14 protein-coding genes are annotated in these 14,193 nt (G+C 72.8%); 4 read left to right on the top strand and 10 right to left on the bottom strand.

Annotation, left to right across the window (positions count from 1 at the left end; translation table 11 throughout):
* Positions 1-31: 31 nt before the first annotated feature.
* On the bottom strand, positions 32-937 hold the full coding sequence (locus BCF33_RS07945; protein ID WP_245883775.1) for an AEC family transporter: 906 nt from the start codon (positions 935-937) through the stop codon (positions 32-34).
* A gap of 72 nt (positions 938-1,009) precedes the next feature.
* Between BCF33_RS07945 and hspQ the strand changes: the two genes are divergently transcribed.
* Complete coding sequence (hspQ, locus tag BCF33_RS07940; protein ID WP_106160432.1) at positions 1,010-1,336, top strand: heat shock protein HspQ; 327 nt, start codon at positions 1,010-1,012, stop codon at positions 1,334-1,336.
* A 249-nt stretch (positions 1,337-1,585) separates the two neighbouring features.
* On the opposite strand, the gene BCF33_RS07935 is transcribed toward hspQ, so the two are convergent.
* The 3 genes from BCF33_RS07935 to BCF33_RS07925 are packed head-to-tail and all read right to left on the bottom strand — an operon-like array spanning position 1,586 to position 3,950.
* Positions 1,586-3,154, bottom strand: a complete 1,569-nt coding sequence (locus BCF33_RS07935) for a gamma-glutamyltransferase family protein (protein WP_106160431.1) — start codon at positions 3,152-3,154, stop codon at positions 1,586-1,588.
* A gap of 9 nt (positions 3,155-3,163) precedes the next feature.
* Positions 3,164-3,634 (bottom strand): ATP-binding protein, encoded by a 471-nt coding sequence (locus tag BCF33_RS07930; RefSeq protein WP_106160430.1) that lies wholly within the window; start codon positions 3,632-3,634, stop codon positions 3,164-3,166.
* On the bottom strand, positions 3,627-3,950 hold the full coding sequence (locus BCF33_RS07925; RefSeq protein ID WP_106161466.1) for an STAS domain-containing protein: 324 nt from the start codon (positions 3,948-3,950) through the stop codon (positions 3,627-3,629). Before BCF33_RS07925 ends, BCF33_RS07930 begins: the two co-directional genes overlap by 8 nt.
* Positions 3,951-4,055: 105 nt before the next feature.
* Between BCF33_RS07925 and BCF33_RS07920 the strand changes: the two genes are divergently transcribed.
* Entirely contained in the window at positions 4,056-4,508 is a 453-nt protein-coding gene (locus BCF33_RS07920) for a GAF domain-containing protein (RefSeq protein WP_106160429.1), read from the top strand.
* Positions 4,509-4,596: 88 nt separating this feature from the next.
* Positions 4,597-5,256, top strand: coding sequence for a pseudouridine synthase (locus tag BCF33_RS07915; RefSeq protein ID WP_106160428.1), 660 nt, complete (start codon positions 4,597-4,599; stop codon positions 5,254-5,256).
* A gap of 512 nt (positions 5,257-5,768) precedes the next feature.
* Here BCF33_RS07915 and BCF33_RS07905 read toward each other — a convergent pair.
* Together BCF33_RS07905 and BCF33_RS07900 are read right to left on the bottom strand one after the other, a co-directional pair.
* On the bottom strand, positions 5,769-7,187 hold the full coding sequence (locus BCF33_RS07905; protein ID WP_106160426.1) for an aldehyde dehydrogenase family protein: 1,419 nt from the start codon (positions 7,185-7,187) through the stop codon (positions 5,769-5,771).
* Positions 7,188-7,262: 75 nt separating this feature from the next.
* Positions 7,263-8,348 carry a glycosyltransferase family 4 protein gene (locus BCF33_RS07900; protein ID WP_106160425.1) on the bottom strand — a complete coding sequence of 362 codons (1,086 nt, stop codon included), beginning with the start codon at positions 8,346-8,348 and terminating at the stop codon, positions 7,263-7,265.
* A gap of 217 nt (positions 8,349-8,565) precedes the next feature.
* Here BCF33_RS07900 and BCF33_RS07895 point away from each other — a divergent pair, with 217 nt between their 5' ends.
* Positions 8,566-9,222, top strand: a complete 657-nt coding sequence (locus tag BCF33_RS07895; protein ID WP_106160424.1) for a peroxiredoxin — start codon at positions 8,566-8,568, stop codon at positions 9,220-9,222.
* 97 nt (positions 9,223-9,319) lie between these two features.
* Here the strand turns inward: BCF33_RS07895 and BCF33_RS07890 are convergent, their stop codons facing one another.
* The 4 genes from BCF33_RS07890 to pnp all read right to left on the bottom strand — a co-directional run bounded on the left by BCF33_RS07890 (position 9,320) and on the right by pnp (position 14,022).
* Positions 9,320-10,300 (bottom strand): stealth family protein, encoded by a 981-nt coding sequence (locus BCF33_RS07890; protein ID WP_106161464.1) that lies wholly within the window; start codon positions 10,298-10,300, stop codon positions 9,320-9,322.
* A 95-nt stretch (positions 10,301-10,395) separates the two neighbouring features.
* A complete protein-coding gene (locus BCF33_RS07885; protein ID WP_245883774.1) occupies positions 10,396-10,956 on the bottom strand; it encodes a L,D-transpeptidase in 561 nt (186 codons plus the stop codon).
* 398 nt (positions 10,957-11,354) lie between these two features.
* Complete coding sequence (locus BCF33_RS07880) at positions 11,355-11,933, bottom strand: glycosyltransferase family 25 protein (RefSeq protein WP_106160422.1); 579 nt, start codon at positions 11,931-11,933, stop codon at positions 11,355-11,357.
* The gene (gene pnp / locus BCF33_RS07875) at positions 11,893-14,022 is read right to left on the bottom strand and encodes a polyribonucleotide nucleotidyltransferase (protein WP_106160421.1); all 2,130 of its coding nucleotides are present in this window, start codon (positions 14,020-14,022) and stop codon (positions 11,893-11,895) included. The genes BCF33_RS07880 and pnp overlap by 41 nt, the downstream gene beginning before the upstream one ends.
* Between the last annotated feature and the right edge of the window lie 171 nt (positions 14,023-14,193).

The raw sequence follows: 14,193 nt of genomic DNA, 5'->3' as shown, positions 1-14,193 counted from the left end.
AACCCGCAGCGTCGGCCCGCGGGAAGTGGGATCAAATCAGCACGGCGAGGATCAGAGGCAACGCCGCGACGGAAAGGAGCGTCGAGGTCACGACGAGGCCGGCCACCGCCTCGGCGTCGGCGCCATATTTCAGCGCCAGCATGTAGGAGGTCACGGCGACCGGCGTGCCGATCTGCACCACGAGCACCGCGGAGGCCGTCGGCCCCAGCCCGAAGGCGGATGCCGCGGCCCAGGCGACGGCGGTGCACAGGACGAGCTTGAGCACCGAGAGCGCGAGCGACCGGCCGATCCCGGCGGGCCTCAGCCGCGCGACCGCGACCCCCAGCGTGATCAGCATGAGCGGGATCGCGAGCTGCCCCAGAAGGTCCAGCGTCGCCATCGCGGGGGCGGGCAGGTCCCAGCCCCGCCAGAGGAAGAGCGCCCCGAGGAGCGTCGCGGCGACCAGCGGCTCGCGCAGCGCCCGTCCGGGCGGGCCGCCGCCCGCCACGAGCCAGACCCCCGCCGTGAACGAGAGCACCACCATCACCGCGAACACCACCACGGCGAGCTGCAGCCCCGTCTCGCCGAAGGCGAAGAGCGCGAGCGGCAGGCCGAGGTTGCCCGTGTTCCCGAAGGCGAGCGCGGGCAGGAAGGTCCGCCGGTCGAGCCCGAGCGCCGCCCCGATCGCCCAGAAGGCCGCGAGCACCCCGCCATAGGCCGCGAGGCTCGCCAGGGTCAGCGCGGCGAGGGCGGCGGGCTCGACCTGGGTCCGGACGAGGGCGGTGAAGATCAGGCAGGGCAGGGCCAGCGTCATCGCCAGCCGCGTCACGAAGGCCAGGGGATAGTCCCAGCCCGCCCGCACCCAGAGCCACCCGGTGGCGGCCAGCGCGAGGACGGGCGCGACGATGGCCGCGACGGCGGGGATGGCGGCGGCGATCTCGCCGGGGAGTTCGTTCACGCAGTGTTTCCCGTCCGTGCCCCGGCGCGCCATGGACAGCGCGCGGGCCGCCTTCTAGGGGCGTTCCCCACCATGCTGACCTCGCAAGCCAAGTACGCCATCGGGCAGGTCGTCCGCCACCGCAACCATCCGTTCCGGGGCGTGATCTTCGACGTCGACCCGGTCTTCGCCAGCACGGAGGAGTGGTACGCCGCCATCCCGGAGGCGCGGCGCCCCCGGAAGGACCAGCCCTTCTACCACCTTCTCGCCGAGAACGAGCGGGACTACTACGTGGCCTACGTCTCCGAGCAGAACCTCGTGCGCGACGAGGCGGCCGGGCCGGTGGGCCATCCGGACGTCGCGGACCTCTTCGGGCCTTTCGACGGGCGGAGCTACCGGCTGGGGTCCGCGCTGAACTAGCGCCCCGCGCGGTCGGGGTCCGTCCGCTTGGGCGGCGCCCCGGGATCGCGGGAAGGCACCCGCCCGCCGCGCCGCCCGCGCCCGTACCCGTGCGGCGCGAAGGCTTTCGGTCGCGCCGCGGGGCCGGCGACGCGGCCCTTCGTGCTCCGCCTCGGGGATGGTCCTTCGGCGAGGCGGGCGGGGCCTGCGCCGCCCGGGCCGGGGCGCGCCTGGCCCGAGCGGCGGGTTCCGGGGCGGGGGCGACCGGCCTCAGTATCCCAGCGCGCAGCCGTCCTTGCGCGGGTCGGACGCCCCCGTCAGAGTGCCGTTCGCCTCGATCACGATGGCCTGCGCGCCGCCGATGGCGGTGGGCGGCTCGTCGATCCGGTGGCCGAGGGCGGCGAGGGCGTCGCGCACCTTCGGGGGATACCCGCGTTCGAGCTGCAGCCCGCCCCCGGTCGCGAAGGCGCGGGGGGCGTCGATCGCCTCCTGCGGGTCCATGCCGAAGTCGAGGAGGTTCGACGCGAAGCGCACGTGCCCCGCCGCCTGGTACTGGCCGCCCATGACGCCGAACGGCATCTCGACGCGGCCGCCGCGCGCCAGCATGGCGGGGATGATCGTGTGCATGGGGCGCCGGCCGGGCGCGGCCTCGTTGGGGTGCCCCTCCTCGAGGGTGAAGCCCGCGCCGCGGTTCTGGAAGAGGACGCCGAACCGATCCGAGGCGAGGCCCGCGCCGAAGGAGTGGAAGATGCTGCAGATCAGGGACACCGCCATCCGGTCGGCGTCGACCACGGTGAGGTAGACGGTGTCCTTGTGGACCGCGTCGGTCGCCGCCCGCGCGTCGGGCATGGCGCGGGCGGGATCGATCAGCGCGGCGAGCGCGTCGGCGGTCGCCTCGTCCGTCAGGCGATGCGCGGGCGCGTCGTCGGCTACGAAACGGTCCCGCGCGTCGTAGGCGAGCTTGGTCGCCTCCGCCTCGAGGTGGACCCGCTCCGGCCCGAGGGGGTCGAGGGCGGCGACGTCGAAGCGCGCGAGGATGCGCGCCAGAAGGATCGCCGCCGCGCCCTGGCCGCAGGGCGGATGCTCGATCAGGTCGGCCCCCCGGTAGGGTCCTTGGATCGGCTCGTGCCAAGTGGCGCGCACGGCGGCGAGGTCGTCCTCGCCATGGGTGCCGCCCAAGGCGCGCAGGGACGCGACGATGTCGGCGGCGACGGCGCCCTCGTAGAAGCCCGCCCGCCCCTCGCGCGCGATGATCTCGAGAAGGGCGGCCTGCTTGGGGTCGCGAAAGCGCATGCCCGCGCGCGGGGCGGCGCCGTCCACGAGGAACTGCGCCCGGGCGGCGCCCTGCAGGCGGCCGGCGGCCTGCTGCCAGTCGGCGGCGGTGCGGGGCGCGACGGGCACGCCGTCATGCGCGGCGCGGATCGCCGGGGCCAAGAGATCGGCCCAGGGCAGCCGGCCGTGGGCGGCGTGCAGCGCGGCGAGGCCGTCGACCGCGCCGGGCATGGTGACCGAGCAGGCGGCGTCCAGCGGCATGGCGTCGTGGCCCGAGGCGCGCAGCGCAGCAGGGTCGAGGCCGGCGGGCCCGCGGCCCGAGCCGTTGAGGGCGCGCACCGTCTGCGTGCCGGCGGGCTTGACGAGGGCGAACATGTCCCCCCCGGGGCCGGTCATCTGCGGCTCGCAGAGCCCGAGGAGGAAGGCGGCGGCGACGGCGGCGTCGGCGGCGGTGCCGCCCGCGCGCAGCACGTCGACCGCCGCGAGGGCCGCGAGCGGGTGAGAGGTGGCGCACATGCCGTTGTCGGCATGGACGGTCGAGCGTCCAGGCAGGTGGAAATCGCGCATCGCGGGAGGCTACCGCTCCTGGCGCCGGCGGCAAGCGATTCCCTCGGCCGGCGCGATGCGGAAGCGCAGCACGTTCTGCCCCGGCGGCGGCTCGGCCCACCGCTCGTAGAGCAGGTCGCGCGATAGGCTGCGGATGAGGAACCAGCCGAAGCCGCCGTCCGGCAGCGTCTCAGGGTCGCCGTCCACGGTCGGGGGGCTTCCCTCGGGGGGGGCGCCGCCGGGCATCGCCGCGCCGGAATCCCGCACCTCGCAGAGGGTGCCGTCAGGCAGGGAGGTCACGGCCAGCTCGATGCAGCCCCCCCGCGCGTCGTAGGCGTGCTTGACCACGTTGTTCATGGCCTCGGCGAGCGCCAGCTCGAGGCGCTGCAGCTCCTCCGGCGGGCGGGCGAGCGAGCGCGTCACCGCCCCGAGGGCCGATCGCACCTCCTCGGAGGTGGCGCGCAGGACGAGGCGCAGCGTGAAGGGGGGATCCTCAGCCATCGGCGGGGGCACGGTCGTGGATGGCGAAGACGCTGTCCATGCGCGTCAGGCGGAAGACCCGGTCCACCGCCGGGTGCAGCGCCGCGAGGTCCAGCCGCCGCCGGGGCGCCAGCATCTTCATCGCCGAGACCACGGCCCCGAGGCCCGAGGAATCGACGAACTCGACCCGCCCAAGATCGAGGATCACCGGCCCGTCGCCCCCGGCGACGCAGGCGCGGAAGGCATCCTTGAAGGCTACGGCCGCGGCGGCGTCGATGCGGGGCGCGTCCACGGTCAGGACCGTGCCGGCGGGGGACTGGCGGGCGTCTATCCTCATGGCCCCCATCTGGCAGGCGAAAGCTTTCCATCCGGTGAACGACGGCGCCGAAGGATCGAATCCTCCGGGTTTCGTGCCGCGCATTCCGGCGCTAGGCCCCCCGGCATGGACCGGGACCAGATCGCCGCGCGCATCGACGCGCTGACCGAAGGCGAGGGGGACGCCGTCGCCGTCATGGCGACCGTCGCCTGCGAGCTGCACCATGCCGACCCCCGCTTCGACTGGACGGGGTTCTACCGCGTGGTGGCGCCGGGCCTTCTGAAGATCGGGCCCTACCAGGGCGGCCACGGGTGCCTTTCCATCCCCTTCGGCAGGGGTGTGTGCGGCGCCTGCGCCCGCACCGGGGAGGCGCAGGTCGTCGAGGACGTCGACGCCTTTCCCGGCCACATCGCCTGCTCGTCCACCACCCGGTCCGAGATCGTCCTGCCCGTCCGGGACAGGTCCGGCGCGCTGATCGGCGTGCTCGACATCGACAGCGACCGCCCCGCGGCCTTCGGCCCGCAGGATGCCGAATGGCTGGCGGCCGTCCTGCGCCGGGCGTTCGCGGCCGTCGGATGAGGGCGGCGCCCCGCCCCCGCCCGCGCCGGCGCCCCTGCCGCGCCGCTGGGCGCCGCGCGCCCGCCCCGCCGCGGCCCCCCCTCGCGCGATGAGCGCCGCCGTCGGCGACTATGACCCGCCAGGGGGGCCGGTGATGGTGCTGCACGAGGATGCCGAGCTGCTCTTCGTGGAGAAGCCGCAGGGGCTTCTTTCCGTGCCGGGGCGGGGGGCGCACCTGCGCGATTCGCTCCAGGTGCGCGTGGCGGAGCGGTGGCCCTCCTCGCTGCTGGTGCACCGGCTGGACCGGGACACCTCCGGGGTGATGGTGTTCGCGCTGACGCGCGGGGCGCAGCGGCATCTGGGCCTGCAGTTCGAGCGGCGGGTCCCGAAGAAGCGCTACGTCGCGCGGGTGGCGGGCCGGCTGACGCCCGAGACCGGCACCGTGGACCTGCCGCTGATCGTGGACTGGCCCAACCGGCCGAAGCAGCACGTGGACCGGGCGAACGGAAAGCCGGCGGTGACGGACTGGCGCGTGATCCGCGCCTCGGCGGGTGAGACGCGGGTGCGGCTGATGCCGCGGACCGGCCGCTCGCACCAGCTGCGCGTGCACATGCGCGAGCTGGGCCATCCCATCCTGGGCGATCCGTTCTACGCCGAAGGGCCCGCGCGCGACGACCATCCGCGCCTGATGCTGCACGCCGAGAGCCTGCGCCTGCGCCACCCCGACGGCGGCGCCTGGCTGCAGGTCTCCTCGAAGGTGCCGTTCTAGCGGGTCGGGATGGGGAAGTTCGCCAGTCCGCAGCCGGCGACGATCAGGGCGAGGGCGATGGCGGCCAGGGGGACGGCGCGGCGGAGTTTCGGATGGGTCATCGGGGGCGTTCCTTGCTTTCGTTGCCCCCTGATCCTGCGGCGGGCGGGAGAGGTCCGCGAGTGCGGAAAACCCGCCCCGCCGCGCACGGCAGCCGTTTCCCGGGGCGCGTACGGGCCCGTCGCCGCGCAGCGGCGGAGCCCTGCCTCCGCGCATGGCCTCGGACCCCGATCGCCGCGGCATTCAGGAGAGGCCGGGAAAGGCGCCCGGACCGCCGCCCGGACCGCCGCCCAGGCCGATCCCGATCCCCTGCGGCGCCCCGGGAGGCCGCGCCCGGTAGCGACGCGTCTGGCCCATGCGCGCCGGGCGGCGAGCGCCGGGGCGCGCGGGCGGCGCCTCGCCCGTTCCCGCCGCCGTCGCGGCCATCTTGCGAAGGGCGAACGCGGCCCCCCCCGGGGGGACCGCGGCGCGGGTCAGGCGATCCTGCCGGAGATCACCTTCACCTCCGTGAAGTCCTCTAGGCCCCAGCGGCCCGCCTCGCGGCCGTTGCCGGATTGCTTCATGCCGCCGAAGGGCAGGCCGTTGGCGCGGTCCGCCCCGTTCACCTCGACCATGCCCGAGCGCAGCGCACGGGAGACGCGCGCCGCCCGCTCGAGATCCTCGGTCTGCACGTAGTTGGTCAGGCCGTAGGGCGTGTCGTTGGCGATGGCGACGGCCTCCTCCTCCGTGTCGAAGGGGATGATCGACAGGACGGGGCCGAATATCTCTTCGCGCGCGATGCGCATGTCGTTGGAGACGTCCACGAAGACCGTGGGGCGCACGTAGTAGCCGCGGTTCACCCCTTCGGGCAGGCCGGTGCCGCCGGCGACGAGCCGGGCCTCGCCCTCGCCCGCGGCGATCAGCTCCTGCACCTTGTCCCACTGCGCGCGCGAGACGAGGGGGCCGATATGGTCGCCCGCCTCCGCCGTGGGGCCGACGCGCGTGCCCTCGGCCGCCCGGGCGGCCTGGGCGACCGCCTCGTCGTAGCGGGGCCGCTCGACGAGCATCCGGGTCGGGGCGTTGCAGGACTGGCCGGTGTTGCGGAAGCAGTGGGCCACGCCATCGGCCACCGCGTCCGCGCGCGCGTCGGCGAAGACGAGGTTGGCGCCCTTTCCCCCGAGCTCGAGCGTGACGCGCTTCAGCGTGTCCGAGGCCGCCCGGCTGATCGCGGTGCCCGCCCGCGTCGAGCCGGTGAAGGACACCATGTCCACGCCCGGGTGCGCCGACAGCGCCGAGCCGGCGCCGGCGCCGTCCCCGTTCACGAGGTTGAACACCCCCGCCGGCAACCCGGCCTCCGCGACGATGTCGGCGAAGAGCATGGCCGAGAGTGGCGCGACCTCGGAGGGCTTCAGCACCACCGCGTTGCCCGTCAGGATCGCCGGGACGACCTTCAGCACGATCTGGTTCATGGGCCAGTTCCACGGCGTGACGAGGGCGCAGACCCCCACCGCCTCGCGCCGGACGAGGTCGCCGTTCACGACCTCCTCGGGGTCGAACGCCTCCCACGCCTCGGCGAAGCCCCGCATGTGGAAGCTGCCGGCGCCCACTTGGTTGCGGCGCGCGAGGTCGAGGGGCGCGCCCATCTCGAGGCGGATCGCCTCGCCCATCTCGCCCGCGCGGGCCTTGTAGGCGCCCATCAGGCGGCCCAGCCATTCGCCCCGCTCGGCCTTGCCGGTCGCCATCCAGCCCGGCAGCGCGCGGCGGGCCGCCGCGACGGCCGCGTCGACCTCCTCCGCCGTACCGAGGGCGATGGTCGCGACCTCCTCCTCCGTGGCGGGGTCGATGACGGGCATGGCCTCGCCCGCGCCGTCCCGCCACGCGCCGTCGATGTAGTGCCGCTTGCCGCCGAGCATGGGATCGCCCTCCCTTTTGGATCGCGCCCGCGCGGTCTGCCGCCCCCCGGCGCCGGCGTCCAGACGGGCGTGACGTTACGCCCGGCCGCTTCGGGCCGACCCGATCTCGCCCGCCCAGAGGCGGCGGTAGACCTCCTCGATCCCGGCGGCCTCGCCCTTGATGGAGAAGCGCTCCACGGCGACGGCGCGGGCGGTGCGGCGCATGGCGGCGTGGCGAGCGGGGTCCGAGAGGATGGCGTCGGCGGCCGCCGCGGCCGCGTCGAGCCCCTCCTCGCCCGGGGGGACGATGACGCCGCACGCCTCGTCGTCCGGCGCGGCCTCGGCGAAGGAGCGGAAGGCCCCGGTGTCGGAGGCGACGAAGGGCAGCCCGGCGGCCATCCCCTCCAGCGGGGTGACGCCGTAGGGCTCGGACCGGGGCAGGGTCAGCATCAGGTCGCAGGCGGCGAGGAGGGCGGGCATCCGCTCCGCCGGGACGTCGCCGGGCCAGAGGATGCGGTCCCCGAGGCCGGCCGCGGCCGCCTTCGCCTTCAACCCCTCGACGAAGCGGGCGTGCCGGGGCTGCGCGCGCCCGCAGGCCACCGCGACGAGGCCCGGATGCCGCGGCAGGAGGCGCATCGCCGCCTCGACGAAGAGGTCGGTGCCCTTGCCGGGCCGCAGCCTGCCGACGGCGACGATCGCCCGCGTCCCCGCCAAGCCCGCGGCGGCGGGCGTGGCGGCCGGATCGGGCACGAAGCGCGCGGTGTCGACCCCGTGGGGGATGGTCGCGTCGGCCCGCACGAAGGCGGCCGCGCCGGGCGATGTCGCGATCACGGCGTCCATCCGCCCGATCAGCCAGCGCGGATAGGCCGAGTGGCGGCGCTGCGACGCGGAGGTGAAGACGAGGCGGATCGGCAGGCGCCGCACGTCGCGAAGCCAGAGCGCGACGCGCATCTCCGGGTTGCGGCGCACGTGCCAGATCGCGAAGGGCCGGCCGGGAGGCGGCGTCCGGCAGAGGCGCGCGGCCTCGGCGGCCGGGATCGGGGCGGGGCAGCCCGGCAGGGGATGGCCGACGAGGCGGAGGGCGTGGCGCCGCGCGTGGTGCGGGATCAGCCGCGCCGCCGTCGAGGAGACCCCCGTGTAGCGCGGGTTGAAGTTCGTCACGAAGAGCTCGGGCGCGTCCATGGACCCTTCTAGCGCGCGGGCGGGGCGGGGGCACGGGTGCCGCGAAGATTTGTCCGCGGGGCGTGCGGCGGCCCGCGCCGCGCGCTTCGGCGGGACGGGGTCCCGTTCGGGGTGGGCTGCCCGGGACGCTGTTCCGTTCGGCGGCCCCCTGTCTTGCGCGGGCCGGGACGCCCGCCCTATGTCGCGGGCGAAGCCACCACTCACGGGAGGCCCCGCAATGGCCCTTCGCATCGGCGACACCGCCCCGAACTTCACCGCTCAGACCACGGAAGGCGAGATCGACTTCCACGACTGGATCGGCGACGGCTACGCGATCCTCTTCTCGCACCCGAAGGACTTCACCCCGGTCTGCACGACCGAGCTGGGGGCGATGGCCGGCATGGCGGAGGAGTTCGCCAGGAGGGACGCCAAGATCATCGGCATCTCGGTCGACCCGATCGAGGACCATCTGCGCTGGAAGGACGACATCAAGTCCTACACGGGCAACGCGGTCGAGTATCCGATGATCGGCGACCCGGACATGACGGTCGCCAAGCTCTACGACATGCTGCCCGCCGAGGCGTCCGGCGATCCCGCGGACCGGACCCCGGCGGACAACCAGACGGTGCGGACGGTGTTCATCATCGGGCCGGACAAGAAGGTGAAGCTGTCGCTGACCTATCCGATGACCACGGGCCGCAACTTCGACGAGATCCTGCGGGCCCTCGATTCGATCCGGCTGACGGCCGAGCACAAGGTGGCCACGCCAGCTGGCTGGAGGGACGGCGAGGACGTGATCGTCACCGCCGCCGTGTCGGACGACGAGGCGAACGAGCGGTTCGGGGGCTTCGAGAGGAAGCTGCCCTACCTGCGGACCACGAAGCAGCCGGGGTGAGCGCCGGCGGCGCGCGTCCGGCAGGCGCGCGGGGGGCCTTCGGCCCTCCGCGGGCGCTGCCCGTCGCGCGGAGGGCACGGGTGGGCGCGCGTGCCGGCTAGCTGGACTTGCCGAACGCGGCGGTTCCGAACTTGCGATCCATCACGGTTTCAAGCCGAGCGGCGACGGAGGCGGGCGCCTCGTCGAGGCTCTGCAGGCATCCGAACGGCTCTTCAGCGGCCTCCACCGCCGTCACGAACTCGTCGAGGCTGAAGCGCGCTCCCGGCTTGTAGTAGACCATCCCCGTGTCGGGCTGCGTCGGAGCGCCTTCGCGCCGGAACTCGAGGTGGTTGGCGAGGCTTGCCGGAAGGTACTGGTCGCGATGGCGCAGGCGGTAGCCAAGCTGCCGCGGCAGGGCGTCGGCATGTTCCCGATGGAAGGCTTCGATCGTGCTGCGTCGCATGGGACGCGGGAGGTGCTGCGTCAAAAGGAAGTTACCGGTCACCCCGGCGAGTTGCGCGCCCACCTCGTGCGCGACGCGGTAGCTCGGACGCATGTTCCGGGACCCTCGCAGCTTTCGCAGGAAGCGCCGGACGATCATCTTCGGCCGTCGTCTGTCCGGGGCTTCCCACGTGCCCCGGAGGACGGGGATGCCGTCCGGCCCGAAGAACTCCTTCGGTGCAACGGGGCGGTTCAGGAAGAAGTCGTCGTTGAAGTAGACGAAGTGTTCCGAAAGACCGGGGATGCGGTGCAGCACCGCTTCGATCGAGAGCGAATTGAAGGTCGGCAGGGCGTCCTCGTACCCCTCGAACACCTCGCGGTGATCGACGATGACGATCCGACCGGCCTCGCACAGGCCCGACCGTTCGAAGAGTTCCAGATCGGCGGGGCGCTGGTCATCCGTGGCGACATGGATGCGGCGGACGAAAGGTGCGTTCTGCAGGATCGACGCGATGCACCAGTATATCTCGCGCGAACTCTTCCAGCGGGTGGGGAGGTCGGCTTCCCGGTGGGACGACGCTTCCCGCAGCGCGGCGCGTTTCGCGACGTGGGCGGGATCCGATCCGTCCACCCAGGTTATCACGGCGTCGATATCCAATTCCGGCCCTCATCCCGAAGATCGAGCCGGATCTCTAGAACCGGGCGGTGTCTCCGGCAACCTGACGGCGCCGGCGACATCGCCCGGTCATCGTCTCAGGCGTGCAGCACCGCGGTGGTGCCGGTGGGGACGCGCTCGTAGAGGTCGATGATATGGTCGTTCAGAAGGCGCACGCAGCCGGAGGAGACGGACGAGCCGATCGTCCAAGGCTGGGGGGTGCCGTGGATGCGCAGATAGGTGTCGCGCCCGCCGCGGTAGAGGTAGAGCGCCCGCGCCCCGAGCGGGTTGTCCGGCCCGCCGGGCACGCCGTCGGCGAACTGGGCGTAGAGGTCGGGCTCGCGCTCGATCATGTTGCGGGTCGGGGTCCAGGACGGCCACTCGGCCTTGCGCGCCACGTCGAACGTGCCCGGAACGTAGAGGTCGTCGCGGCCGACCGCGATGCCGTAGCGGATCGCGCTGTCGCCTTCCTCTATGAGGTAGATATGGTGCATCGCGGGATCGACGTGGATGTCGCCCGGCGTCCATCCGGGGCGTACCGCGACGCGCTGGGCGCGGAAACGGGGATCCAGGGTCCATTGCGACTGGGAGACGGCCGGTGCGGCGAGGGTGGTGGTTGCGGCGGCGGCGGCGGTCGCGAAGAAGGCGCGGCGGTCCATGGCGGGTCTCCTGCAATGCATGCGTTGCCTTTTAACGCCGAAGCGTTGCCGAGGTTCAACGACATGACGGAGAGGTGAACGGATCGGCCCCCGGCGGGAACCTTTCGCAGGGTCCGCGCGCATCGCCGGCGATCCTTCGCGGCGCCTCGGGGAAGGCCGGCGTCAGGGGTCCGGGCGGATCGACCGGCGGCGCCGGACGTCGCCGCGCCACTACGCCCGCCGGAGGTAGCGCCTCCAGCTCTTGGGCGGCTTCGCCCTGAGAGGTTCCTGCGCTCGTCCTCGAGATGGCTGACCTTCGAGCTCGCGTTCGCGTTGTCCACGAGCCGGGGCGAGAGGGCGTGGGCCCTCGCCCGCCAGAGGTCGCTCGGCCAGTCCGGCACGGAGCGGACGGGCGTCGCCTACGCGTCCAGATGGCGGGCCGCGTCGTGCGAGACGGCGTAGCCCGTCGTCAAGGCGGAGCTTCCGACGACCCGCCACAACCGGCCGAACGGCGGGAATGGGTCGCCGGAGGATCGGACGACCCGGACGCGTTGGCGATCGAGAAGGATCATCGGCCGGACGAAGAGGCCGCCGGCCTCGACGAAGGCACCCGGCCGGGGCGACACGATCGCGTCGTCCTCCAGGACCAGCGCCGCGTCGAGGTCGTCCGCCACGATCCTGCGGTGGATCGCGCGGTGCGAGAGGGCGCAGGCGTACTCCCCGTCGGTCATCGGGCGGCGAAGCTCGCGCAGCGTGCCGGGCCGGTCGACCTCCCTCTTCATCTCCGAGGAGAGGCCCTGCCTTCCGTCGGCCCCGAAGAAGAGCTGATGCTCGATCCCCTGCCGCCCGAGCTCGCGCAGCAGGGGCACCCGCCGGTCCTCGTCGCCCGGCAAGGTGAGGACGAAGACGGCCCATCGGCCGCCCTCGCCCTGCGAAGCCGTGTCGGCGGCCGCAGCCTCAGGCGTCTTCCTTCGCGATCTCCTCGCCGGTCTCCTGATCGACCATCTTCATGGCCAGCCGGACCTTGCCGCGATCGTCGAAGCCCAGGAGCTTGACGTACACCTCCTGGCCCTCGGAGAGGACGTCGGAGGGATGGTTCAGGCGCCTGTTCTCGATCTGCGAGACGTGGACGAGGCCGTCGCGCTTGCCGAAGAAGTTCACGAAGGCGCCGAAGTCGACGATCTTCACGACCTTGCCCTTGTAGATCTTCCCCTCCTCCGGCTCGGCCACGATCGAGTGGATCATGTCGTAGGCCTTCTGGATGGCGTCCCCGTTCGGCGAGGCGATCTTGATGACCCCGTCGTCGTTGACGTCGACCTTCGCGCCCGAGGTCTCGACGATCTCGCGGATGACCTTGCCGCCCGAGCCGATGACTTCGCGGATCTTGTCCGTGGGGATCTGCATCGTCTCGATCCGGGGGGCGTGCTCGGAGAACTCGTTCCGGCCCTCCGACAGCGCCTTCGACATCTCGCCGAGGATCTGCAGCCGGCCTTCCTTCGCCTGGGCGAGGGCCTTCTCCATGATCTCGGGCGTGATGCCCGCGACCTTGATGTCCATCTGGAGCGAGGTGATCCCGTCCTCCGTGCCGGCGACCTTGAAGTCCATGTCGCCGAGATGGTCCTCGTCGCCCAGGATGTCGGTCAGCACGGCGTACTCGCCGTCATCCTCGAGGATCAGGCCCATCGCCACGCCGGCCACGGGGGCCTTCAGCGGCACGGCCGCGTCCATCATCGACAGCGAGCCGCCGCATACCGAGGCCATGGAGGACGAGCCGTTCGACTCGGTGATCTCGGAGACGACGCGGATCGTGTAGGGGAACTCGGTCGCGGGGGGCAGCACGGCCTGCAGCGCGCGCCAGGCCAGCTTGCCGTGCCCGATCTCGCGGCGGCCCGGAGGGCCGAAGCGCCCAGTCTCGCCCACCGAGTAGGGGGGGAAGTTGTAGTGCAGCAGGAAGTTCGACTTGTAGGTGCCCTGCAGCGCGTCGATCATCTGCTCGTCGTCGCCCGTGCCCAGCGTGGTCACCGCCAGCGCCTGCGTCTCGCCCCGCGTGAAGAGGGCCGAGCCGTGCGTCCGCGGCAGGAGGCCGACGGTGCAGTCGATCGCGCGCACCTCGTCGAGGGCGCGGCCGTCGATCCGCCTGCCGGTCCTCACCACGTCGCCGCGCAGCACGGAGGATTCCAGCTTCTTGAGGGCCGAGCCGAGGTTCGGATCATCGCGCTGCTCGTCCGAGAGCGCCTCGCGGACGGCGTCGCGCGCCGCGGCGATGGCGGCCGTGCGCTCCTGCTTGTCGGTTATCGCGAAGGCGGCGCGGACCTTGTCCTCGCCGGCCCGCTTCACCACCTCATAGAGGTCGCCGTAGTCGGGGGCCTGGAAGTCGAAGGGCTCCTTCGCGGCGTCCTCGGCCAGGTCGATGATGAGGTCGATCACCGGCTGGATCGCATCGTGCGCGAACTTCACCGCGCCCAGCATCTCGCCCTCGGTCAGCTCGTAGGCCTCGGACTCGACCATCATGACGGCGTCCTTGGTGCCGGCGACGACGAGGTCGAGCTTCTGGTCGGGGTTCTCGCGCAGCTTGTGCATGTCGTCGACGGTGGGGTTCAGGACGTACTCGCCGTCCTCGAAGCCCACGCGGCAGCCGGCGATGGGGCCCATGAAGGGCGCGCCCGACAGCGTCAGCGCGGCCGAGGCGGCGATCATCGCGACCATGTCGGGATCGTTGACGAGGTCGTGGGAGAGCACGGTGCAGATGACCAGCACCTCGTTCTTGAACCCGTCCACGAAGAGCGGGCGGATCGGCCGGTCGATGAGGCGCGAGGTCAGCGTCTCCTTCTCGGTCGGGCGCGCCTCGCGCTTGAAGAAGCCGCCGGGGATCTTGCCCGCGGCGTAGTACTTCTCGTTGTAGTGGACGGTGAGCGGGAAGAAATCCTGGCCGGGCTTCGGCGCCTTGGCGTAGGTCACGGCCGCCATCACGGAGGTCTCGCCATAGGTGGCGATCACGCAGCCGTCGGCCTGACGGGCGATCTGGCCCGTCTCCAGCGTGAGGGTCTCTTCGCCCCACTGCATGGACTTCTTGGAGATATCGAACATTCGCATCCTATCCGGCGCCGAACTGCCCCTTGGCAGTGCGCCGTTCACATATGGCGGCCCCATTGCCGCCCGGTCCTGCCATCCTTCGGCGCCGGACCCCGCGCCTTTCCTCGACGGACGGGCGCCACCTAGGGGGTTTCGCGGCGTAAGGGAAGCGGGCGCGCGAACCGG

Origin of the sequence: Hasllibacter halocynthiae (assembly GCF_003003095.1) — a bacterium.
Classification (GTDB): domain Bacteria; phylum Pseudomonadota; class Alphaproteobacteria; order Rhodobacterales; family Rhodobacteraceae; genus Hasllibacter; species Hasllibacter halocynthiae.
This window is presented reverse-complemented; position numbering and strand designations above follow the sequence as displayed.

Coding starts and splice junctions, on each gene's coding strand:
- hspQ (WP_106160432.1), top strand. CDS start 1,010: ATGCTGACCTCGCAAGCCAAGTACGCCATCGGGCAGGTCGTCCGCCAC.
- BCF33_RS07935 (WP_106160431.1), bottom strand. CDS start 3,154: ATGCGCGATTTCCACCTGCCTGGACGCTCGACCGTCCATGCCGACAAC.
- BCF33_RS07930 (WP_106160430.1), bottom strand. CDS start 3,634: ATGGCTGAGGATCCCCCCTTCACGCTGCGCCTCGTCCTGCGCGCCACC.
- BCF33_RS07925 (WP_106161466.1), bottom strand. CDS start 3,950: ATGAGGATAGACGCCCGCCAGTCCCCCGCCGGCACGGTCCTGACCGTG.
- BCF33_RS07920 (WP_106160429.1), top strand. CDS start 4,056: ATGGACCGGGACCAGATCGCCGCGCGCATCGACGCGCTGACCGAAGGC.
- BCF33_RS07915 (WP_106160428.1), top strand. CDS start 4,597: ATGAGCGCCGCCGTCGGCGACTATGACCCGCCAGGGGGGCCGGTGATG.
- BCF33_RS07905 (WP_106160426.1), bottom strand. CDS start 7,187: ATGCTCGGCGGCAAGCGGCACTACATCGACGGCGCGTGGCGGGACGGC.
- BCF33_RS07900 (WP_106160425.1), bottom strand. CDS start 8,348: ATGGACGCGCCCGAGCTCTTCGTGACGAACTTCAACCCGCGCTACACG.
- BCF33_RS07895 (WP_106160424.1), top strand. CDS start 8,566: ATGGCCCTTCGCATCGGCGACACCGCCCCGAACTTCACCGCTCAGACC.
- BCF33_RS07885 (WP_245883774.1), bottom strand. CDS start 10,956: ATGGACCGCCGCGCCTTCTTCGCGACCGCCGCCGCCGCCGCAACCACC.
- pnp (WP_106160421.1), bottom strand. CDS start 14,022: ATGTTCGATATCTCCAAGAAGTCCATGCAGTGGGGCGAAGAGACCCTC.